Source organism: Streptomyces bottropensis ATCC 25435 (genome assembly GCF_000383595.1).
Classification (GTDB): Bacteria; Actinomycetota; Actinomycetes; order Streptomycetales; family Streptomycetaceae; genus Streptomyces; species Streptomyces bottropensis.
This window is the reverse complement of record NZ_KB911581.1, coordinates 2,955,993-2,976,796: the sequence shown is the minus strand read 5'-3', so window position 1 is coordinate 2,976,796 and position 20,804 is coordinate 2,955,993. Positions and strand designations below refer to the sequence as shown.

Annotated in this window: 15 protein-coding genes; 4 read left to right on the top strand and 11 right to left on the bottom strand. The window is 71.6% G+C overall.

Annotated elements, in window-relative coordinates; translation table 11 throughout:
- Positions 1-72: 72 nt before the first annotated feature.
- The 4 genes from STRBO_RS0113055 (at position 73) to STRBO_RS0113040 (ending at position 6,712) form a co-directional block, all read left to right on the top strand.
- Entirely contained in the window at positions 73-1,758 is a 1,686-nt protein-coding gene (locus STRBO_RS0113055) for a thiamine pyrophosphate-binding protein (protein WP_005482550.1), read from the top strand.
- Between the two features lie 10 nt (positions 1,759-1,768).
- Entirely contained in the window at positions 1,769-3,028 is a 1,260-nt protein-coding gene (gene frc / locus STRBO_RS0113050) for a formyl-CoA transferase (RefSeq protein ID WP_020665535.1), read from the top strand.
- Between the two features lie 3 nt (positions 3,029-3,031).
- A complete protein-coding gene (locus STRBO_RS0113045) occupies positions 3,032-5,164 on the top strand; it encodes an acetate--CoA ligase family protein (RefSeq protein ID WP_005482547.1) in 2,133 nt (710 codons plus the stop codon).
- 159 nt (positions 5,165-5,323) lie between these two features.
- Complete coding sequence (locus STRBO_RS0113040; RefSeq protein ID WP_005482545.1) at positions 5,324-6,712, top strand: OFA family MFS transporter; 1,389 nt, start codon at positions 5,324-5,326, stop codon at positions 6,710-6,712.
- 85 nt (positions 6,713-6,797) lie between these two features.
- On the opposite strand, the gene STRBO_RS0113035 is transcribed toward STRBO_RS0113040, so the two are convergent.
- The 11 genes from STRBO_RS0113035 to STRBO_RS0112985 form a co-directional block, all read right to left on the bottom strand.
- On the bottom strand, positions 6,798-7,841 hold the full coding sequence (locus STRBO_RS0113035) for a sugar phosphate isomerase/epimerase family protein (protein WP_020114290.1): 1,044 nt from the start codon (positions 7,839-7,841) through the stop codon (positions 6,798-6,800).
- Positions 7,842-7,921: 80 nt separating this feature from the next.
- Complete coding sequence (locus STRBO_RS0113030; RefSeq protein WP_005482544.1) at positions 7,922-9,355, bottom strand: alkaline phosphatase family protein; 1,434 nt, start codon at positions 9,353-9,355, stop codon at positions 7,922-7,924.
- Positions 9,352-10,521 (bottom strand): metabolite traffic protein EboE, encoded by a 1,170-nt coding sequence (gene eboE / locus STRBO_RS0113025; RefSeq protein WP_005482542.1) that lies wholly within the window; start codon positions 10,519-10,521, stop codon positions 9,352-9,354. The genes STRBO_RS0113030 and eboE overlap by 4 nt, the downstream gene beginning before the upstream one ends.
- 3 nt (positions 10,522-10,524) lie before the next feature.
- The gene (locus STRBO_RS0113020) at positions 10,525-11,373 is read right to left on the bottom strand and encodes a TatD family hydrolase (protein WP_005482540.1); all 849 of its coding nucleotides are present in this window, start codon (positions 11,371-11,373) and stop codon (positions 10,525-10,527) included.
- Positions 11,373-12,083, bottom strand: a complete 711-nt coding sequence (locus STRBO_RS0113015) for an EboA domain-containing protein (RefSeq protein WP_005482538.1) — start codon at positions 12,081-12,083, stop codon at positions 11,373-11,375. Before STRBO_RS0113015 ends, STRBO_RS0113020 begins: the two co-directional genes overlap by 1 nt.
- On the bottom strand, positions 12,080-12,982 hold the full coding sequence (locus STRBO_RS0113010; RefSeq protein ID WP_005482537.1) for a sugar phosphate isomerase/epimerase family protein: 903 nt from the start codon (positions 12,980-12,982) through the stop codon (positions 12,080-12,082). The genes STRBO_RS0113015 and STRBO_RS0113010 overlap by 4 nt, the downstream gene beginning before the upstream one ends.
- Positions 12,979-14,226, bottom strand: coding sequence for an inositol-3-phosphate synthase (locus STRBO_RS0113005; protein ID WP_005482535.1), 1,248 nt, complete (start codon positions 14,224-14,226; stop codon positions 12,979-12,981). Before STRBO_RS0113005 ends, STRBO_RS0113010 begins: the two co-directional genes overlap by 4 nt.
- A gap of 125 nt (positions 14,227-14,351) precedes the next feature.
- Positions 14,352-15,737, bottom strand: a complete 1,386-nt coding sequence (locus tag STRBO_RS0113000; RefSeq protein WP_005482533.1) for a ThuA domain-containing protein — start codon at positions 15,735-15,737, stop codon at positions 14,352-14,354.
- Positions 15,738-15,746: 9 nt separating this feature from the next.
- Positions 15,747-18,257 carry a PQQ-dependent sugar dehydrogenase gene (locus tag STRBO_RS0112995; protein ID WP_005482532.1) on the bottom strand — a complete coding sequence of 837 codons (2,511 nt, stop codon included), beginning with the start codon at positions 18,255-18,257 and terminating at the stop codon, positions 15,747-15,749.
- Positions 18,258-18,391: 134 nt separating this feature from the next.
- The gene (locus tag STRBO_RS0112990; RefSeq protein WP_005482530.1) at positions 18,392-19,396 is read right to left on the bottom strand and encodes a sugar phosphate isomerase/epimerase family protein; all 1,005 of its coding nucleotides are present in this window, start codon (positions 19,394-19,396) and stop codon (positions 18,392-18,394) included.
- Positions 19,397-19,408: 12 nt separating this feature from the next.
- Positions 19,409-20,695 (bottom strand): Gfo/Idh/MocA family protein, encoded by a 1,287-nt coding sequence (locus tag STRBO_RS0112985; RefSeq protein ID WP_005482528.1) that lies wholly within the window; start codon positions 20,693-20,695, stop codon positions 19,409-19,411.
- Between the last annotated feature and the right edge of the window lie 109 nt (positions 20,696-20,804).

The following is a 20,804-nucleotide window of genomic DNA, read 5'->3' as shown; positions in this document are numbered from 1 at the left end:
AATCAACCGCGAGTGCGCTCCGACGCTCAACGAAGACCCACGAAAACCCCTACGAAGGGACAGGACTTCGCCATGCCCGACGGCAACAGCCAGGACCTCATCTCCGGTGGTCACCTCGTCGCCAAGGCGCTCAAGGCCGAGGGTGTGGAGGTCATCTACACCCTGTGCGGCGGCCACATCATCGACATCTACGACGGCTGCGTCGACGAGGGCATCGAGGTCGTCGACGTCCGCCACGAGCAGGTCGCCGCCCACGCCGCCGACGGCTACGCCCGGATCACCGGCAAGCCCGGCTGCGCGGTCGTCACCGCCGGCCCCGGTACGACCGACGCCGTGACCGGGGTCGCCAACGCCTTCCGCGCGGAGTCCCCGATGCTGCTGATCGGCGGCCAGGGAGCGCACACCCAGCACAAGATGGGGTCGCTGCAGGACCTGCCGCACGTCGACATGATGACGCCGATCACCAAGTTCGCGGCGACGGTGCCGGACACGGCCCGCGCCGCCGACATGGTGTCCATGGCGTTCCGCGAGTGCTACCACGGCGCCCCCGGCCCCTCCTTCCTGGAGATCCCGCGCGACGTCCTGGACGCCAAGGTGCCCGTGGAGAAGGCACGCGTGCCGAAGGCCGGTGCCTACCGGGCCTCGACCCGCTCGGCCGGTGACCCCGAGGCCGTCGAGAAGCTCGCCGACCTGCTGGTGCACGCCGAGAGGCCCGCGATCCTGCTGGGCAGCCAGGTGTGGACGACCCGGGGCACCGAGGCCGCCATCGACCTCGTACGCACCCTCAACATCCCCGCCTACATGAACGGCGCCGGCCGCGGCACCCTGCCTCCCGGCGACCCGCACCACTTCCAGCTCTCCCGCCGGTACGCCTTCTCAGGCGCCGACGTCATCGTGATCGTCGGGACGCCCTTCGACTTCCGCATGGGCTACGGCAAGCGGCTGTCGCCGGACGCGACGGTCGTACAGATCGACCTCGACTACCGGACCGTCGGCAAGAACCGCGACATCGACCTCGGGATCGTCGGCGACGCGGGCCTGGTGCTGAAGTCGGTGACGGAGGCGGCTTCCGGGCGCATCGACGGGGGCGCGTCGAGGCGCAAGGAGTGGCTCGACGAGCTGCGCGCCGCCGAGCAGAGCGCCATCGAGAAGCGGCTGCCCAGCCTGAGGTCCGACGCCTCGCCGATCCACCCGTACCGGCTGGTCAGCGAGATCAACGAATTCCTGACCGAGGACTCCATCTACATCGGCGACGGCGGCGACATCGTCACCTTCTCCGGTCAGGTCGTGCAGCCCAAGTCACCCGGGCACTGGATGGACCCGGGCCCCCTCGGCACCCTCGGCGTCGGCGTCCCCTTCGTGCTCGCCGCCAAGAAGGCACGACCCGACAAGGAGGTGGTGGCCCTCTTCGGTGACGGCGCCTTCTCCCTCACCGGCTGGGACTTCGAGACCCTCGTCCGCTACGACCTCCCCTTCGTCGGGATCATCGGCAACAACTCCTCCATGAACCAGATCCGTTACGGCCAGAAGGCCAAGTACGGCGAGGAGCGCGAGCGGATCGGCAACACCCTCGGCGACGTCCACTACGACAAGTTCGCCCAGATGCTGGGCGGTCACGGCGAGGAGGTCCGCGACCCCGCCGACATCGCCCCCGCGCTGCGGCGCGCCCGGGAGTCGGGCAAGCCGTCGCTCGTCAACGTCTGGGTCGACCCGGACGCGTACGCCCCCGGAACCATGAACCAGACGATGTACAAGTGAGGTGACCCCGGTGACCACCGAGACCGTCAGGCCCACCCCGCCCGGCAAGGCCCTCGAAGGCGTCCGCGTCCTGGACATGACACACGTCCAGTCCGGCCCGTCCGCCACCCAGCTGCTCGCCTGGCTCGGCGCGGACGTGGTGAAACTGGAGGCGCCGAGCGGGGACATCACGCGCAGGCAGCTGCGCGACCTCCCGGACGTCGACTCCCTCTACTTCACGATGCTCAACTGCAACAAGCGGAGCATCACCCTCAACACCAAGACCGAGCGCGGCAAGGAGATCCTCACCGAGCTGATCCGGCGCTCCGACGTCATGGTCGAGAACTTCGGCCCCGGCGCTGTCGACCGCATGGGCTTCACCTGGGACCGCGTCCAGGAGATCAATCCGCGGATCGTCTATGCCTCCATCAAGGGGTTCGGGGACGGTCCGTACACCGGCTTCAAGGCGTACGAGGTGGTCGCGCAGGCCATGGGCGGTTCCATGGCGACCACCGGCTTCGAGGACGGGCCGCCGCTGGCGACGGGTGCCCAGATCGGGGACTCGGGCACGGGCGTCCACGCCGTGGCGGGGATTCTCGCCGCGCTGTACCAGCGGGAGTCGACCGGGCGCGGCCAGCGGGTCAACGTGGCCATGCAGCACGCCGTCCTCAACCTCTGCCGGGTGAAGCTGAGGGACCAGCAGCGGCTGGCCCATGGCCCGCTCCGTGAATATCCCAACGAGGACTTCGGCGACGAGGTTCCCCGGTCCGGGAACGCCTCCGGCGGCGGCCAGCCCGGCTGGGCCGTGAAGTGCGCGCCGGGCGGCCCGAACGACTACGTGTACGTCATCGTGCAGCCCGTCGGCTGGCGGCCGATGAGCGAGCTGATCGGCCGGCCCGAACTGGCGGAGGACCCCGAGTGGGCGACGCCGGAGGCCCGGCTGCCCAAGCTCGGCAAGATGTTCCAGCTCATCGAGGAGTGGTCGGCCACCCTGCCCAAGTGGGAGGTGCTGGAGCGGCTCAACGACCACAACATCCCCTGCGGGCCGATCCTCTCCACCAAGGAGATCATCGAGGACGAGTCTTTGGTCTCCAACGAGATGGTCGTCACCGTGCCGCACCCCGAGCGCGGCGACTTCGTGACCGTCGGCAGCCCGCTGAAGCTGTCCGACTCCCCCGTGGACGTGACCAGTTCACCCCTGCTGGGCGAGCACAACGAAGAGGTCTACGTCGGCGAGCTGGGGCTCGGCGACGAGGAGCTGCGCCTGCTCAAGTCGGACGGAGTGATCTGATTGATGGCCGAAGACCGGGTGCTGAGGGTACGTGGACTCCTCGACGCCGTACGGGCCGAGGGGCGCAGCGCGCTGACCGCTCCCGAGGGCAAGGTGGTCGCCGACGCGTACGGGATCGCCGTACCCGGCGAGGAGCTGGCGCGGGACGTCGAGGAGGCCGTGTCGTTCGCGGCGCGCTTCGGCGGGCCGGTGGTGATGAAGATCGTCTCGCCGGACATCCTGCACAAGACCGACGCGGGCGGTGTGATCGTCGGGGTGGAGGGCGCGGCGGACGTGAGGGCCGCGTTCCACCGGATCGTCGACAACGCGCGCGCGTACGCGCCGGACGCCCGGATCGAGGGCGTCCAGGTGCAGGAGCTGCTGCCGCAGGGGCAGGAGGTCATCGTCGGCGCGGTCACCGACCAGACGTTCGGGAAGGTCGTCGCGTTCGGGCTCGGCGGGGTGCTGGTGGAGGTCCTCAAGGACGTGACGTTCCGGCTCGCGCCGGTCGACGCGGACGAGGCGCTGTCCATGCTGGACTCGATCCGCGCGGCGGAGATCCTGCGCGGGGTGCGCGGGGCGCCCGCCGTGGACCGGTGGGCGATCGCGGAGCAGATCCGCCGGGTCTGCGAACTCGTCGCGGACTTCCCGGAGATCGCCGAGGTCGACCTCAACCCGGTGATCGCGACCCCGCAGGGCGCGGTCGCGGCGGACATCCGGGTGATCCTCGCGGAGTCGGTGCCGAAGCCGCGGCGCCGGTACACGCGCGAGGAGATCCTCACGTCGATGCGCCGGCTGATGCAGCCCTCGGCGGTGGCCGTGATCGGCGCCTCCAACGAGCAGGGCAAGATCGGCAACTCGGTGATGCGCAACCTCGTCGACGGCGGCTTCTCGGGCGAGATCCATCCGGTGAACCCCAGGGCCGATGACATCCTGGGCCGCAAGGCGTACAAGAGTGTCACGGACGTTCCCGGTGAGGTGGATGTGGCGGTCTTCGCGATCCCCGCCAAGTTCGTGGCCGCGGCGCTGGAGGAGGTGGGCCGCAAGGGCATCCCCAACGCCGTACTGATCCCGTCGGGTTTCGCGGAGACCGGCGAGCACGAACTCCAGGACGAGATCGTGGCGATCGCCGAGCGGCACGGCATCCGGCTGCTCGGGCCGAACATCTACGGCTACTACTCGACGTGGCAGGACCTCTGCGCCACGTTCTGCACGCCCTACGACGTCAAGGGCGGGGTGGCGCTGACCTCGCAGTCCGGTGGCATCGGGATGGCCATCCTGGGGTTCGCGCGGACCACGAAGACGGGTGTGTCGGCGATCGTCGGGCTCGGCAACAAGTCGGACCTCGACGAGGACGACCTGCTGACCTGGTTCGGCGAGGACCCCCGCACCGAGTGCATCGCGATGCACCTGGAGGACCTGAAGGACGGACGGGCCTTCGTGGAGGCCGCGCGGGCGACCGTCCCGAAGAAGCCGGTCGTGGTCCTCAAGGCGGGCCGTACGGCGGCCGGGGCGAAGGCGGCGGGCTCGCACACGGGCGCGCTGGCGGGCGACGACGCCGTGTACGAGGACATCCTGAAACAGGCCGGTGTCATCAGGGCGCCGGGCCTGAACGAGATGCTGGAGTACGCGCGCGCGTTGCCGGTGCTCCCCGCTCCGCAGGGCGACAACGTCGTGATCATCACGGGTGCGGGCGGCAGCGGCGTACTGCTGTCGGACGCGGTCACCGACAACGGGCTGACCCTGATGGAGATCCCGCCGGACCTGGACGCGTCGTTCCGCGCCTTCATCCCGCCCTTCGGGGCCGCCGGCAACCCGGTCGACATCACCGGCGGCGAGCCCCCGTCGACGTACGAGGCGACGATCAGGCTGGGCCTGGAGGACCCGCGCATCCACGCGCTCGTCCTCGGCTACTGGCACACGATCGTCACCCCGCCCATGGTGTTCGCCGAGCTGACCGCGCGCGTGGTGGCAGAGTTCCGCGAGCGGGGCGTCGAGAAGCCGGTCGTCGCGTCGCTCGCGGGCGACGTCGAGGTCGAGGAGGCGTGCCAGTACCTCTTCGAGCACGGGGTCGTGGCGTACCCGTACACGACCGAGAAGCCGGTCGCCGTCCTCGGCGCGAAGTATCGGTGGGCGCGGGCCGCGGGGCTGCTGTGACCGGCCCGGGTGGCTCGGTCGCCGGGGGGCGGTGGCGATGAGCTGAGCGACGGCCCGAACCACGGGGCCCGCGGCGACCGCTCACCGCGGGCCCCGGCGCAGAGAAGCACGGACAGGGGGCGCTGGCCAGACTTCTTCCACGCGGAGGGTTCGAACGACATGGCAACAACTGACATCTCCACACCCGTCCCCTACCGGGAGGTGACGGACGCAGGCGGCAGGATGTACCGGATCGGCGAGTCCGACCTGGACATCATGGGGCGCAAACGCAAGTGGATGGTCATCCTGCCGTGGGTGGGCATGATGGGCATCAGCTCGGCGGAGTACGCGTTCGCGTCCGCCGAGGAGACCCTGCACACCGCGCACAGCTGGAGCAACCAGCACATCTTCTGGATGCTGGGCGTGTGGGTGTTCTTCCAGGCCGCGGTGGCCTTCCCGGCGGGCAAGCTCCGGGAGAGCGGCAGACTGCCGGCCCGTTGGGCGATGATGCTGGGCGCCGTCGGCACCCTGCTCGGCTATCTGTCCCTGGCGTTCGCGCCGCACGTCGTCGTCGCATACATCGGCTTCGGCATGTTCAGCGGTATGGGCGCCGGCATGGTCTACGCGACCTGCGTGAACATGGTCGGCAAGTGGTACCCGGAGCGCAAGGGAGGCAAGACCGGCTTCGTGAACGGCGGGTTCGCCTACGGTTCGGTGCCGTTCGTGTTCATCTTCACCGGGTTCATGGACCTGACGAACTTCCGGTGGGTGCTCGTCGGCGTCGGTCTGTTCCTCGCGGCGGTCGTCGCCGTGGCGGGTCACTTCTTCCAGGACCCGCCGAAGAACTGGTGGCCCGCCGAGGTCGACCCGCTGCGCAAGCCGGACGACCCGCGCGCGCGACGCGCGCTGGAGAAGAACCCGCCGGCCGTGAAGCAGTACACGCCGAGCGAGGCATGGCGGACGGGCCGCGTCGCGCTGATGTGGTTCTGCCTCCTGTGCACCTCGGGCGTGAACATCTTCGGCATCGCCTTCCAGGTGCCCTTCGGCAACGAGGTCGGTTTCGCGGGCGGGATCGTGGCCACCGCCATGTCGCTGAAGGCGATCGTCAACGGTACCGGCCGCGGTGTCATCGGCTGGCTCTCCGACCGCTACGGCCGCAAGCAGTGTCTGATCTTCGTCTGCATCGTGCTGGGCCTGTCCCAGTACGGCATCCTCTGGTCCGGCAACATCGGCAACCTGCCGCTCTTCCTGGTGTTCTCCAGCATCTCCGGGTTCGGCGGCGGGGCCATCTTCCCGATGTTCGCGGCGATGACCGCGGACTACTTCGGCGAGAACAACAACGCCTCCAACTACGGTCTCGTCTACAGCTCCAAGCTGGTGTCGGGTCTGCTCGGCTCCGGTATGGGCGCCGTGGTCGTGGGCGCCTGGGACTACGCGGGCGCCTTCGTGCTCGCCGGCTCCATCTCGCTGTTCGCCGGGTTCGTGGCGATCTTCCTGCACCCGCCGGGGCGGCCGCGCGACCGGCACATCGCTCCCAACCCCCGTCCCCTCGGTGACGAAGCGGCCTGACGCCCTCGCGTACGGCAGCAGGCGGCCGCCCCGTGGTCCCGCACCACGGGGCGGCCGCCTGCTGCCGTTGATTCCCCGGCCTCGGTCAGTTCTCCTCCCGCAGCGCGTGCAGGTGCTCGCTGGAGCGGCGGGCGAAGGTGAAGGACTCGGTGGGGTTGTCGTGTTCGGCCTGCCAGTGGTGGGCGCGGCGGGACCCCTTCAGACCGTTGACGGCCGAGATGAACTTCTGGTAGTCGATGTCGCCGTCGCCGACGTCCGTCATGCGGTAGCCGTACGGGTTCGACGGGTCGCTCTCGCCGTCCTTGACGTGGAACAGCGGGTATCGGTCCGGGCGGCGCTGGACGTAGTCGAGCGGCTCGAAGGGAGCGGCGGTGCCGTCGGGCCGCTTGGAGAAACGGAACTGGGCGACGTACGCCCAGAAGATGTCCATCTCCAGGAAGACGAGGTCGGGGTCGGTCTCGCGGAGCAGGACGTCGTAGAGGCGGACCTGGGGGTTGTCGGTGGCGAAGGAGAACTCCTCGGAGTGGTTGTGCTGGTAGAACTTGATGCCCCGCGCCCTGGCGGCCGCGCCGTAGGTGTTGAACTCGTGGGCGGCCCGCTTCACCGCGTCGACGGTCGTCCCGTATCGGAAGGGGCCGGCGGCGGTGCCGATGTGCTTCAGGCCGAGGGCCTGGGCGTCGTCGAGGACCTTGGTGAGGTTCTGGGCGAAGGTGTACGCGTTCGGGTCGCTCGCGTAGTAGCCGACGTGGCTGCCGATCGGGTTCAGGCCGTGGTTGCGGGCCAGCCGCTTGAGCTGGGTGAGGGTGATCGGGCCCGCCGAGCCCTGGGTGTAGCCGGCGAACTCGACCTCGTCGTACCCGTACTTCTTCAGCTCGGCGAAGACGGGGGCGAAGCCGAGGGTGGAGACCTTGTCGCGGAGGCTGTAGAGCTGGATGCCGAGGCGGCCGGGCGGGAGCACGGGGCGGCCCCGGCCCTTGCCCGCGGCGGCCGCCTCGGTGCCGGCGGCCGCCTGGGCGGGGGCGGCCGCGCCCAGCAGGGCGGCGACGGTGGCGCCCGCGGCGACGCCGAGCATGCCTCGTCTGCTGAGGCGGTGGGTGAGTTCGGGATCCGTCTTGTCGGTGCGGCTCATGCCTGGAACTCCTCTGAGTGGGCGGGCGTTGTCAGTGGTGAGTGCTTCACTTGTGACCAGTCGGGACATGGGGGTGCTCGTCACCGGTCGGGGAGACCGGCCAGACGCAGCAGGAGTGCTTTCACATCGGTGGCCGCCACGCGGTCGCCGACGGCTCGGGGGGTGGAGCAGATGATGAGCGGACCGTCGTCGTCGCTCGTGGGCAGGCGGCCGTGGCTGCCGCGAATAGGCGAGGGATCCAGCGGCACGACCGCCATGCGGTAGCGCAGGCCCAGTTTCTTGCGGGCCAGTGCCGTGGCCGCCTTGAGCTTCACATACGGGTCGAGCGGGTCCATGAACAGCTCGACCGGGTCGTAGCCGGGTTTGCGATGGATCTCGACGGTGCGCGCGAAGTCGGGCGCACGGTCGTCGTCGAGCCAGTAGTAGTACGTGAACCAGGCGTCCGGCTCCGCGACGGCGACGAGTTCGCCGGAGCGCGGATGGTCGAGGTGGTGGGCCTTCTTGCCCTCGTCGTCGAGGAGTTGATCGATACCGGGCAGGTCCGCGAGGGCTTCCCTGGTGGCGTCCATATCCTCGGGGCGGCGTACGTAGACGTGGGCGATCTGGTGGTCGGCGACCGCGAAGGCACGTGAGGCCATCGGGTCGAGGTACTCCATGCCGTCCTGGGTGTGCACCTCCAGGAGGCCGGCGCGGCGCAGGGCGCGGTTGATGTCGACGGGGCGGTCGGCGCGGGTGATGCCGTACTCGGAGAGCGCGACGACGGTTCGGCCCTGCGCGCGGGCGTCGTCGAGCAAGGGTGCCACGGCCCGGTCGAGGTCGGCGGCCGCCTTCAGGGAGCGCGGGTCGTCGGGGCCGTGGCGCTGCAGGTCGTAGTCGAGGTGGGGGAGGTAGCACAGGGCCAGGTCGGGGCGGCGGGTGCGGAGGATGTGGCGGGTCGCGTCGATGATCCAGCGGCTGGAGACGAGGTCGGCGCCCGGTCCCCAGAAGTGGAACAGGGGGAACGTGCCGAGCCTGTCGGTGAGCTCGTCGTGCAGGGCCGGGGGCCGGGTGTAGCAGTCGGGCTCCTTGCGGCCGTCGGAGTAGTAGACGGGACGGGGGGTGACGGTGAAGTCGGTGTCGGCGCCCATGGCGTACCACCAGCAGATGTTGGCGACCGTGTAGCCGGGGTGGACGCGCCGGGCGGCGTCCCAGAGTTTGTCGCCGACGACGAGGCCGTTGTGCTGGCGCCACAGCAGGACGTCGCCGAGTTCGCGGAAGTACCAGCCGTTGCCGACGATGCCGTGCTCGGCGGGGAGCGTGCCGGTCAGGAAGGTGGACTGGGCGGCACAGGTGACGGCGGGCAGCACGGTGCCGAGCGGGGCGCGGGAGCCTGACTGCCCGAGGGCCTTGAGGTGGGGCATGTGGTCGAGGAGACGGGGGGTGAGGCCGACGACGTCCAGGACGAGGAGAGGGGTGGGGCCGGACGCGGGCGCGGAAGCCGTTGCGGGGTGCGGGGCGGTGTCGTCCCGGCTCATGGCAGCTCCTTGAGGCCGAGGTCCGTCAACAGGTCCCGGGCGAGGGCGAGTTCGGCGGCGATGCCGTCGGCGAGCTGGGCGCGGGTGCCGGGGCGCAGCTCCGGTGGCAGGGCCTGCCAGGTGTAGGTCTCGACCTCCAGATGGCGGGTGAGGGGGTGGGGGCCGCCGACGAGGTGGGCGAGGGCGGCCTTGAGGACCGGGAGCGTGGAGGTGAGGGGTGCGGCGGGGGCCGCGTGGAGCGGGACGTGGAAGTGGGAGCGCCAGGGGGAGGCGTCGGGCAGGGTGTCGCCCTCCAGCGCCTCGCCGAGGTCGTCGGTGCCGCGCAGGCCGGCGGCGGAGCGGGTGCGGGTCTGGTGCAGGAAGCGGGGCTCGGCGAAGGCGGCGAGGGCCTCGCGGACCTCGGGGAGGTGCGGGTGTTCGGCGTGCAGGGCGGCGGACAGCTGGGATTTGACGACGGGGACGCGGGCTCGGGTGAGCGCGTCCAGGGCGGTGTGCGGGTCTTCGAAGGAGGTGGCGAGGTGGCAGGTGTCGACGCAGACACCGATGCGGTCGTGGCCGAGGGCGGTCAGCGGGACGATGGCGTCGGCGGTCGTCTCCACGGTGCAGCCGGGTTCGGGTTCCAGGCCGACGCGGATGGAGCGGCCGGTCAGCTCGGCCACGGCGTCGAGGCGTTCGGCGAGAGTGCGCAGGGCGGCGTGGGCGCGGGCGGCGCGGCTGTCGTCGTAGGCGGTGCGCCAGGCCAGGGGGAGAGTGGAGATGGTGCCCTCGGTCACGTCGTCGGGGAGCAGCCGGGCGAGGACACGGGCGAGGGAGGTGGTGTGGTCGAGGCGCTCGGGGTCGGCCCAGTCGGGCCGGTACACGCGGTACTTGACCTCTTCGGCGCCGAAGCCCTCGTAGGGGAAGCCGTTGAGGGTGACGACCTCCAGGCCGCGCCGGTCGAGTTCGGCGCGCAGGCCGCGCAGGGCGGACGGGTCGGTCACCAGGGCCGTGGCGGCGTCCCTGGCCAGCCAGAGGCCGATGCCGAGGCGGTCGCGGCCGAGGCGGCGGCGTACGGGCTCGCAGTGGTCGCGCAGCTGGGCGAGGACGCCGTCGAGGGTCTCGGCGGGGTGCACGTTGGTGCAGTAGGCGAGGTGGACGGTGGAGCCGTCGGGGTGGCGGAAGCGCACGGGTCACTCACCGCCGCGCAGGATGCTGTTGCCCTCGTGCGTGGGGTCCGTGGCGGTGACGTCCAGGGCGAGGCGCCCGCTGAGTCCGTAGAAGGCGACGGGGTTGCGCCACAGCACGAGGTCGGTGTCGTCCTCGTCGAACCCGGCGGCGAGCAGCGCGTCCGCGACCTTGCGGGTCTTGAGGGGGTCGCTTCTGCCCCAGTCGGCGGCGGAGTTGACGAGGACTTTCTCCGGGCCGGACTCCTTGAGGACGGCGACCATGCGTTCCTCGTCCATCTTGGTGTCCGGGTAGACGGAGAAACCGAGCCAGGCGCCGCTGTCCCTGGCCTCCTTGACGGTGGTCTCGTTGAGGTGGTCGAGCAGCACCCGCTCGACGGGCAGGGCGGAGGCCCGTACGGCGTCCAGGGTGCGGCGCAGACCGGCGAGCTTGTCCCGGTGCGGGGTGTGGACGAGGGCGGGCAGGCCGTGGTCGGCGGCCAGTTGCAGCTGGTGTTCGAGTGCGTGGTCCTCGGCCGGGGTCATGGAGTCGTAGCCGATCTCTCCGACGGCGACGACCCGGTCCTTGAGCAGATAGCGGGGCAGCAGGTCTAGCACCGGTGTGCACCGCGGGTCGTTCGCCTCCTTGGGGTTGAGGGCGAGGGCGCAGTGGTGGGCGATGCCGTACTGGGCGGCGCGGAAGGGCTCCCAGCCCAGCAGGGAGTCGAAGTAGTCGACGAAGGAGGCGGCCGACGTGCGGGGCTGGCCCAGCCAGAAGGCCGGCTCGACGACCGCGCGCACGCCCGCCTCGTGCATCGCCTCGTAGTCGTCGGTGGTGCGTGACGTCATGTGGATGTGGGGGTCGAAGATGCGCATCAGGACTCCTTGCCGTGAGTGCCGTGGATGCCGTGGGCGCTGTCGAGGTCGTGCTCGTCGGCCGGTGGGGGCTCGGTCAGGGCCAGGACGCGGTGCAGGTCCTCGGGTACGGGACGGCCCGCGGCGGTGCGTTCCTCGGCGAAGGCGCCGAGCATGCGGGCGAGTTCGCCATCTCCGCGGGAGCGGCGGGCCAGGTCGGTGATCTCGTCGACGCGCACACCGGTGAACAGGCACTTGAGCACGGCGTGCCGCCAGTGGTGCGGGGCCAGACGGCGGGCGGCGTACGGGCCGAGTGCGGCGGCGACGAGACGGGTGTCGTTGGTCCGCAGGGCGTCCTCGACGAGGTGCAGCGCCTCGGGGCCGGGCACGAGGTGCGGCAGCGCGTGGAGCACCGCTCTGCGTTCGTCGGCGGTGCCCTGGTCGTAGACCCGGGTGAGGGCGTCGGCGTCGGCGCGGGCCGCGTGCAGGATCAGGACGCGGACGGCGTCGGCGTGTTCGGTGCCGCAGCGCCGGCCGGCCTCGGCGAGGCGCAGCTCCCAGACGGCGAGGGGGCCATGGGTGCCCGGATGGTCGGCGGCCTCGTCGAGCGCCCGTGCCAGCCAGGTGCGGGCGCCCTCGGTGAGGTGGGCGTCGAGGTGGCGGTGCAGGTCGGCGGGAGCGGTGTGCGCCGGGTGGGCCGTCGGTCCGGCCGGGGTGTGGTGGTGGATCACGGGGTGCTCCCGGGAAGGATGGTGCGGCCGGTCGCGCTGTGGCGGAGGCCGAGGGACCGTTCGAGGAACGCGAGGGACTGCTCGGCGAAGTGCGGGCCGGCGTGGGAGTGGCGGGGCAGTTCGACGACGGTCAGGGCTCGGTGGTCGACGGCGGCCAGCGCCGCGAGGACGGACGGGAAGTCGATCTCGCCCTCGCCGAGGGGGAGGTGCTCGTGGACGCCGCGTCGCATGTCCTCGATCTGGACGTGGCGGACCCAGGGCGCGGCGGCGCGGACGCAGTCGGCGGGAGGGAGGGGTTCGAGGCACTGGCAGTGACCGATGTCCAGGGTGAGGCCGAGGGCGGCGGGGTCCCCGAGGGTCTCGCGCAGGCGATGGAAGTCGGCGAGCGTGGCGAGGAGGTGACCGGGTTCGGGTTCGATCGCGAGGGGGACGCCGGCGGCGGTGGCGGCGTCGAGGACGGGGGTGAGCGCGTCGGGCAGACGTTTCCAGGCGGTGTCCTCGTCCGTGCCGGGCGGGGCGACGCCGCTGAAGCAGTGCACGGCGTGGGCGCCGAGTTCGGTGGCGACCCGTATGGCGCGGAGCAGCAGGTCGGCCCGGCGGGCACGGTCGTCGGGGTCGGCGTCCAGCAGCGTGGGGCCGTGTTTGCGGCGCGGGTCGAGCACATAGCGGGCGCCGGTCTCCACGGTGACGGTCAGGCCGAGGGCGTCCAGTCGGCGGGCGAGGCGCCGGGTGCGGGCGGCGAGGTCGGGGGCGAGCGGGTCGAGGTGCATGTGGTCGAGCGTCAGACCGACGCCGTCGTAGCCGAGGTCGGCGAGGAGGGCGAGGGCGTCGTCCAGTCGGAGGTCGGCGAGGCCGTTGGTGCCGTAGCCGAAGGAGAGGGGGGTGTCGTGGCGGCTCATCGTGTCTCCTCGCGCGGTTGCGCCGCACGCCCCGGTTCCGGCTCGGCCTCCGGGTCGGCTTCCGGCCCGGGGGCTTGCGGCCCGGCTTCCGGGTCGCGCAGGGGCCGCGTCCGGGGTTTCGCCCCCGGCCGCAGCCGCTCTGCGAACCCGGCCAGCGCCGCGTACTGCTCCCCCAGGGCCGTCGGGCCGTCCCCCACCGGGTCCTTGAAGTAGAAGCCCAGCTCGGCGAGGGGCCCGGTGAGGCCCGCCGCGTGGGCCCCGGCCAGGAGGCGGGCGAGGTCCAGGACCAGAGGGGCGGCGAGGGCGGAGTCGCAGCCCTGCCAGGTGGTCTGGAGGACCATCCGGGTGCCGAGGAAACCGTCGAAGGCGATGTGGTCCCAGGCGGTCTTCCAGTCGCCGAGGGCGGGAACGTCGTCGATATGGGTCTCGCCCTCGGGGGTGGCGCCCAGGCTGTCGGTCAGGACGCGTTCCTTGCCGGCGTTCTTGGCAGCCGCGGCGGCCGGGTCGGCGAGGGCGGCGCCGTCACCCCCGCCGAGGAGGTTGGTGCCGGACCAGGCCCGGACGGCCAGGGCCCGCTGGGCGAACATCGGGCCGAGGACGGACCGGAGCAGGGTCTGGCCGGTCTTGCCGTCGCGGCCCGCGTACGGGAGTCCGGCGGAGACGGCGAGCGGGGCCAGTAGCGGGTGGTGGAGACCGGTCGAGGGGGTGAAGTTGACGTAGGGGCAGCCCGCGCGGAGGGCGGCCGCCGCGTAGAGGGAGCTGGGAGGAAGGGCGGCGCCGGTGGGCGCGGGTTCCGTGGAGGCGACGTTGACCACCACGGCCCGGGTCAGGTTCCGGCGGCGTACGAAGTCCTGGATGTCGGCGGCGTGGGAGGAGATCAGCTCGTCGGGGGTCCTGGTGTCGCCCGGGAGGGGGCCGCCGGGCCTGATCTCCCGGTCGGCGACGGCCAGTTCGGCTGCGACGGCCGCCGGAAGGCCGTGCGGCAGGACGCCCCCGGCCGCGAGGGCCTCGGCCCGTTTGGGCAGGGGGCAGTCGACCGTGTCGTGGCCGCCGAAGGCGAGGGCGGACAGGGGCACAAGGCGCGTCCCGGCGAAGAGGGGGGTCTCGGTGACCATGCCCGTCGGGGCGTGCAGGCCCGCCGTGACGGCCGCGCAGCCCGCGACGACGGTGGTGGCGACGGAACCCCGTGCTCCGATCAGCCAGACGCCGACGCTCGGTGGGGTGACGGACACGGACGCGGACATGGGCAGCCTCCTCGTCGGGCCAGGGGTGGGAAGGGCCGGGAACCCTCCGTGGGGGAAGAGGGAACAGAAAAGGGAGAAGGGACAGGACGGCGGGCGGAGGTCCGGCGTCCCCCGCCCGCCGTCGCTCAGTCGCCCGGCGGCGGGTCCGCCCGGTCGGCGGCCCGTGCGGGCAGTTCCTTGATCCGGACGTCACGGAAGGACACCTGGTCCCCGGCCCCGTGGTTCTGGAGGCCGACGTGCCCCTCGCGCAGACTCCGTACCGGATCGGTGTTGGTGAAATCGTTGATCTTCTTGCCGTTGAGCCAGACGCGCAGACGCTCGCCCTCCACGCGGATCTCGTACGTGTTCCACTCACCCGGCGGGTTCAGGGCGCGGTCGCGCTTCCTGATGTGGGCGGACCGGAAGCCGTAGACGGACCCGGTGGTCCTCTCGGATACGTCCGTGGCGTCGATCTGGACCTCGTAGCCGTTGTTCACGGCCGACCAGGGGTCGTCCGAGGGCGGGAAGCCCACGAACACCCCGGAGTTGTCGTCGCCCGAGGCGCCGGACATCCTCCAGTCGAGCTTCAGGGAGTACGACCCGAAGCTCCGGCCGGCGTACCAGAGCATGCCCATCCCGCCGGACGACGTGATCGTGCCGTCGTCGGACAGGGTGAACGAGCCGGGTCCCGCCTGCCGCCAGCCGTCCAGGGAGGTTCCGTCGAACAGCGGCCGGTACCCGTTCTCCGGGCGGCAGTCGGCGCGGGACTCGCCGATCGCCCACCGGATACCGCCGAGCAGATGCTGCCGGAAGGCGGGTTCGGCGAAGGACGCCTTGGTGTGGCCGCCACCGGTGTAGAAGGCGCGGCCGCCCTGGTAGTTCTGGCACCAGGCGATGGGATGGTCGCCTTTCATGGTGCCGCCGCTGTACGACGACTCGTCGAGCGAGGCGAGGACATGGGCCCGTTCACGGGGGTTGGAGCGGTAGTTGTACCACTCGTCCGTGCGGTTCCAGGTCGCGCCCAGTCCGGCGGTGGCCGGGTGGGCGTGGTCCTCGACGTCGACCGTGGCGGGCTGGATCGCGGGGTGCGACTGGAAGTACGCGCCCGCGAGTCCGCCGTAGAAGGCCCAGTCGTACTCGGTGTCGGCGGCGGCGTGGACGCCTACGTAGGCGCCCCCGCCTTTGATGTACCGCTCGAACGCGCCCTGTTGGGCCGGGTCGAGGACGTCACCCGTCGTCGAGAGGAACACCACGGCGTCGTAGCGCCCGAGGTTGCGGGCGGTGAAGGCGCCGGCGTCCTCCGTGGCGTCGACCGCGAAGCCGTGGGCCGCGCCCAGTTCCCGTACGGCCGTGACGCCCTCGGGGATCGAGTCGTGGCGGAAGCCTGCCGTCTTGGAGAAGACCAGCACCCGGCGTTCGTCCTCGTGACCCCCGGAGCGGCCCGCCTCATCGGACACGGCCGGTCCCGACACGCCTCCGATCAGCAGGGCGGCGCCGGCCAGTGCGGTCAGCAGTCGTCGGTTCGTCGGCATGGTGCCCCCTCACCGCTTCGTGAAGGTGAAGTCGTCCACGTCGAACAGGCCACCTGAGTCGCTCCCCTTGAAGACCAGGTAGAGCGTGGTGCTGCCGCGCGGGCCCCTGGCCAGGTCGGCCGTGACGTCCTGGAAGGTGTCCCAGCCGCCGGTCACCGGCACGGTGGCGCTGCCGAGGAGACGGCCGGCCGGCGAGCCGGCGCGGACCTCCAGCGTGCCGCCGGCGCCGCCTGAGGAGACACGTGCGGTGATCTTCTCGGCGTCGGACAGGACGTACGGCTCGAAGGAGATCCAGTCCCCGTCGTCGATGTTGCCGACGGTCTTGCCGCCGTGTGCGGTGTCCTTCGACTGGACCGCGATGCCCGAGGAGTCGCCGTAGTGCTCGGCCTGGCGGTGGGTGGGCTGGACGACGTTCTGGTCGTGGGTGGTCAGCGGGGCCTGGCCGCCGCCTCCGCCGTCGGTGTACTCGGCGTCGAACACCCCGAAGATGTTGGCGTTCTCGTCGTGGCCGCCGTCGGCGCTGGTCTGGATGGTGCCGGTGCAGCCGTTGGCGGAGGTCACCGGGTGGCCGTGGCTGTCGTGGCCGAGGACGAAGGTGACCTTGACCTTGGCGCAGTCGATGGGGGTGCCGTCCTCCTTGTCGCTCACCTTCACCCTGAACGGCACGGCGTCACCGAACGCGAACAGCTGCCCGTCCTCGGGCAGTCGCAGCTCGACCTCGGGCGCGGTGTTGCCGACCACGATCCGCACACTCGCGCTGCCGGTGCGGCCGGTGCTGTCCTTGGCGGTCACGGTCGCGGTGTAGGTGCCGTTCGTCCGGTAGGTGTACCGGGGGTTGGCGGCCGTGGAGGTGCCGCCGTCGCCGAAGTCCCAGCTGTAGGTCAGGGCGTCGCCGTCCTGGTCGCTGGTGCCCTCTGAGGAGAAGCGGACCCGCAGTCGCGCCTGGCCCGAGGTGCGGTCGGCCGACGCGGCGGCGACCGGGGAGTGGCCGTCGGTGGCGTTCTCGATGCGGTAGAGGGCGGAGTGCTCGTCACCGCCGAACCAGGAGATGCCGTAGTCGAGGACGTACAGCGCGCCGTCCGGGCCGAAGGCCATGTCCATGATCTGGGTGCCGGTCCAGGGCACGTCGCTGATGGACCGCACGGTGCCGTCGCCGTCGCTGGTGATGCGCTTGATCCAGCGGCGGCCGAACTCACCGGCGAAGAAGTCGCCGTCGTAGGCCTCGGGGAACTTCACCGGGGAGTCGAGCGAGGCGTCGTAGTGGTAGACCGGGCCGCCCATGGGTGACTCGGAGCCGTCGCCGAAGTCGGGGACGCTGGCGCCGTTGTAGGGGATCCAGGCGGGCTCGGCGGGGGGCAGGTCGGTCAGGCCGGTGTTGTTCGGCGAGGTGTTCTTCGGGGCCGCGCAGTCGAAGGCCGCGCCCGAGGTGCCGGTGGCGAAGTCGTAGTCGACGTAGGCGTCGTTCTTGCCGGTGCAGTACGGCCAGCCGAAGTTGCCCGGCTTGGTCACGCGGGCGAACTCGACCTGCCCGGCCGGGCCGCGCGAGGGGCTGGCGGCGCCCGCGTCGGGGCCGTACTCACCGACGTAGAGGACGCCGGTCTTCTTGTCGACGCTGAAGCGGAAGGGGTTGCGAAAGCCCATCGCGTAGATCTCGGGGCGGGTCCTGTCCGTGCCCGGGGCGAAGAGGTTGCCGTCGGGGATGGTGTAGGAGCCGTCGGCGCCGACCTTGATGCGCAGGATCTTGCCGCGCAGGTCGTTGGTGTTGCCGGAGGTGCGCTGGGCGTCGAAGGCGGGGTTGCGGTTGGCGCGTTCGTCGATGGGGGTGAAGCCGTCCGACTGGAACGGGTTGCTGTCGTCGCCCGTCGACAGGTACAGGTTGCCCGCCGCGTCGAAGTCGATGTCGCCGCCGACATGGCAGCAGATGCCCCGGGAGGCGGGGACGTCGAGGACCTTCTTCTCGCTGGCCTTGTCGAGCGTGCCGTCGGTCTTCAGGACGAAGCGGGAGAGCCGGTTGACGCCGTCGAAGGGCGCGAAGTCGGCGGCCGTACCGGTCTCGGGGGCGTCACCGGCCGGGGTGTTCAACGGGGGCGCGTAGTAGAGGTAGATGAAGCGGTTGTCGGCGAAGTCCGGGTCGACTCCGATGCCCTGCAGGCCCTCCTCGTCGTGCGCGTACACGTCGAGCTTGCCGGCGAGGCTGGTGTTGCCCGCGGCGTCGGTCAGCCGCAGTTCACCGTCGCGCGAGGTGTGCAGGACCGAGCGGTCCGGGAGGACGGCCAGCGACATGGGCTCGCCGACCTCCGGTTCGCCCTTGGCGAGGGTGACCTGCTGGAAGTCCTCGGCCGCGGCGGCGCCCGTCTTCGGGGCGCCTGCCTTCTGGGCGTCGGCCGCGCCCGCGGCGGGCGCGGTCAGCGAGAGCGAGGCACCGGCGAGCAGCAGACCGCTGAGCAGGGCGATGGGCCCGCGCACTCGGCGGCGCCCGAAGGGGCTGGTGGGGTGTCTGTTGTCGTCGTACGGGTGCACGAAATGCCTCCAGAGAGGGGCTGGTCGTACGGAGGTGTACGGGTGTGTGCGGTACGCCGGGGTGCGCCGTCACCCCGGAGACACGACCGGGCCGTGAGGGCCCGGTCAACAGGTGGCCCTGTGGTGCGCCGGGCCTAGTCGTTGCCGCCGAACGCCGCGTCGAAGGCGGCCGACGGCGGTTCGAAGTCGAACGCCTTGAGGCGGGTCAGGGCCTCGGGGGCGCCCTGGAGCCGGTCCATGCCGGCGTCCTCCCACTCGACGGAGATCGGTCCCCGGTAGTCGATCGAGCGGAGCATCCGGAAGACGTCCTCCCAGGGGACGTCGCCGTGGCCCGCCGAGACGAAGTCCCAGCCGCGCCGGGGGTCGCCCCAGGGCAGGTGCGAGCCGAGGCGGCCGTTGCGGCCGTCGAGGCGCTTGCGGGCCTCCTTGCAGTCCACGTGGTAGATCCGGTCGCGGAAGTCCCACAGGAAGCCGACCGGGTCGAGGTCCTGCCACACGAAGTGCGAGGGGTCGAAGTTCAGGCCGAACGCCGGGCGGCGGTCGACGGCTTCGAGGGCTCGCTGGGTCGTCCAGTAGTCGTAGGCGATCTCGCTGGGGTGGACCTCGTGGGCGAAGCGCACGCCCTCGGCGTCGAAGACGTCGAGGATCGGGTTCCAGCGCGCCGCGAAGTCGTCGTAGCCGCGCTCGATCATCGACTCGGGGGCGGGCGGGAACATGGCGACCAGGTGCCAGATGGCGGAGCCGGTGAAACCGATGACGGTGTCGACGCCGAGGGCGGCCGCCGCCCGCGCGGTGTCGGCCATCTCGGTGGCGGCCCGCCGGCGTACGCCCTCGGGCTCGCCGTCGCCCCAGATGCGAGCGGGCAGGATGGCGCGGTGGCGCTCGTCGATGATGGCGTCGCACACGGCCTGCCCCACGAGGTGGTTGGAGACGGCCCAGCACTTCAGGCCGTACTTCTCCAGGAGCTGGTGCCGGGAGTCCAGGTAGGACGGGTCGGCGAGCGCCTTGTCGACCTCGAAGTGGTCGCCCCAGCAGGCGAGTTCGAGACCGTCGTAGCCGAAGTCGCGGGCGAGGCGGCAGACCTCTTCGAGGGGCAGGTCGGCCCACTGGCCGGTGAACAGCGTGAAGTCGCGCGGCATGTCCGGGTCTCCTCAGACCGTGGTGGGGGTGTGGGTCGGGGTGTAGACGGAGTTCTTCTCGGCGCTCTCCTCGACCGCCGCGAGCACGCGCTGCACCTGGAGCCCGTCGGCGAAGGACGGCTCGGGCCGGTGGCCCGCCGCGACGGCGTGGACCAGGTCACGGGCCTGGTGGACGAAGGTGTGCTCGTAGCCGAGGCCGTGGCCCGGCGGCCACCAGGCGTCCAGGTAGGGGTGGTCGGGCTCGGTGACGAGGATGCGGCGGAACCCGGCGTGGGCGGCGGGTTCGGTGTGGTCGTGGTAGGCGAGTTCGTTGAGGCGCTCCAGGTCGAAGGCCAACGAGCCGCGCTCGCCGTTGAGTTCGATGCGCAGGGCGTTCTTGCGGCCGGTGGCGAAGCGGGTGGCCTCGAAGAAAGCGACGGCGCCGGAGGCGAGGCGGCCGGTGAACAGGGCCGTGTCGTCGACGGTGACCGCGCCCCTGCCCGCCGTGCCGCCGGTGGACGCGAGGCCCGCGGAGGCGCCCGCGGGCAGGGGACGTTCGCGGACGAAGGTCTCCATCAGCGCGGACACGCCGACCACCGGCTCGCCGGCCACGTACTGCGCGAGGTCGACGATGTGGGCGCCGAGGTCGCCGAGCGCCCCGGAGCCGGCCGACTCCTTGCGCAGGCGCCAGGTCAGAGGGAACTCCGGGTCGACGAGCCAGTCCTGGAGGTACGTCACCCGCACGTGCCGCAGGGCTCCCAGCCGGCCCTCGGCGACCATACGGCGGGCGAGCGCGGTGGCGGGTACGCGACGGTAGTTGAAGCCGACCATGGCCAACTGGCCACGCGAGTATGCCTCTTCGGCCGCCGCCGCCATCGCCTCGGCCTCCGCGACCGTGTTGGCGAGGGGTTTCTCGCAGAGCACGTGCTTGCCCGCGGCGAGAGCGGCGAGGGCGATCTCGGCATGACTGTCGCCGGGGGTGCAGATGTCGACCAGGTCGATGTCGTCCCGGGCGATCAGCTCCCGCCAGTCGGTCTCCGTCGACGCCCACCCGTGCCGGTCCGCCATGGTCCGCACCGCGTCGGCGTCCCGCCCGCACACGGCGGCCAGCACGGGACTGAGCGGCAGTTCGAAGACCCGGCCCGCCGTGCGCCAGCCCTGGGAGTGGGCGGCCCCCATGAAGGCGTAGCCGACCATGCCGACGCGCAGCGGCGGCGCGCCGAGCCCCCCGGCGTGCCCGGCGGGCCAGACCCCTCCCCCGGGCCGGGGCCTTCCTGACTCCTCCGCCTCGGCCTGGTCGGGCTGCTGCGGCTGTCCCATGCGTGTGTCCTCCTCGTGGTGGCGGCGCGGTGGGGCGCTGGGGCCTGACCGCGAGTGCGGGGGTCGGGGGTTCGGGTCCCCATCGGCGGTCAGACCCCGTCGGCGGGTC

What these genes read in the sequence shown, in the direction of transcription:
- STRBO_RS0113045 (WP_005482547.1), top strand. Translation starts at nt 3,032, where the DNA reads ATGGCCGAAGACCGGGTGCTGAGGGTACGTGGACTCCTCGACGCCGTA.
- STRBO_RS0113035 (WP_020114290.1), bottom strand. Translation starts at nt 7,841, where the DNA reads ATGAGCCGCACCGACAAGACGGATCCCGAACTCACCCACCGCCTCAGC.
- STRBO_RS0112985 (WP_005482528.1), bottom strand. Translation starts at nt 20,695, where the DNA reads ATGGGACAGCCGCAGCAGCCCGACCAGGCCGAGGCGGAGGAGTCAGGA.
- STRBO_RS0113005 (WP_005482535.1), bottom strand. Translation starts at nt 14,226, where the DNA reads ATGTCCGCGTCCGTGTCCGTCACCCCACCGAGCGTCGGCGTCTGGCTG.
- STRBO_RS0113055 (WP_005482550.1), top strand. Translation starts at nt 73, where the DNA reads ATGCCCGACGGCAACAGCCAGGACCTCATCTCCGGTGGTCACCTCGTC.
- STRBO_RS0113020 (WP_005482540.1), bottom strand. Translation starts at nt 11,373, where the DNA reads ATGCGCATCTTCGACCCCCACATCCACATGACGTCACGCACCACCGAC.
- STRBO_RS0113030 (WP_005482544.1), bottom strand. Translation starts at nt 9,355, where the DNA reads ATGAGCCGGGACGACACCGCCCCGCACCCCGCAACGGCTTCCGCGCCC.
- STRBO_RS0113040 (WP_005482545.1), top strand. Translation starts at nt 5,324, where the DNA reads ATGGCAACAACTGACATCTCCACACCCGTCCCCTACCGGGAGGTGACG.
- STRBO_RS0113010 (WP_005482537.1), bottom strand. Translation starts at nt 12,982, where the DNA reads ATGAGCCGCCACGACACCCCCCTCTCCTTCGGCTACGGCACCAACGGC.
- STRBO_RS0113000 (WP_005482533.1), bottom strand. Translation starts at nt 15,737, where the DNA reads ATGCCGACGAACCGACGACTGCTGACCGCACTGGCCGGCGCCGCCCTG.
- STRBO_RS0112990 (WP_005482530.1), bottom strand. Translation starts at nt 19,396, where the DNA reads ATGCCGCGCGACTTCACGCTGTTCACCGGCCAGTGGGCCGACCTGCCC.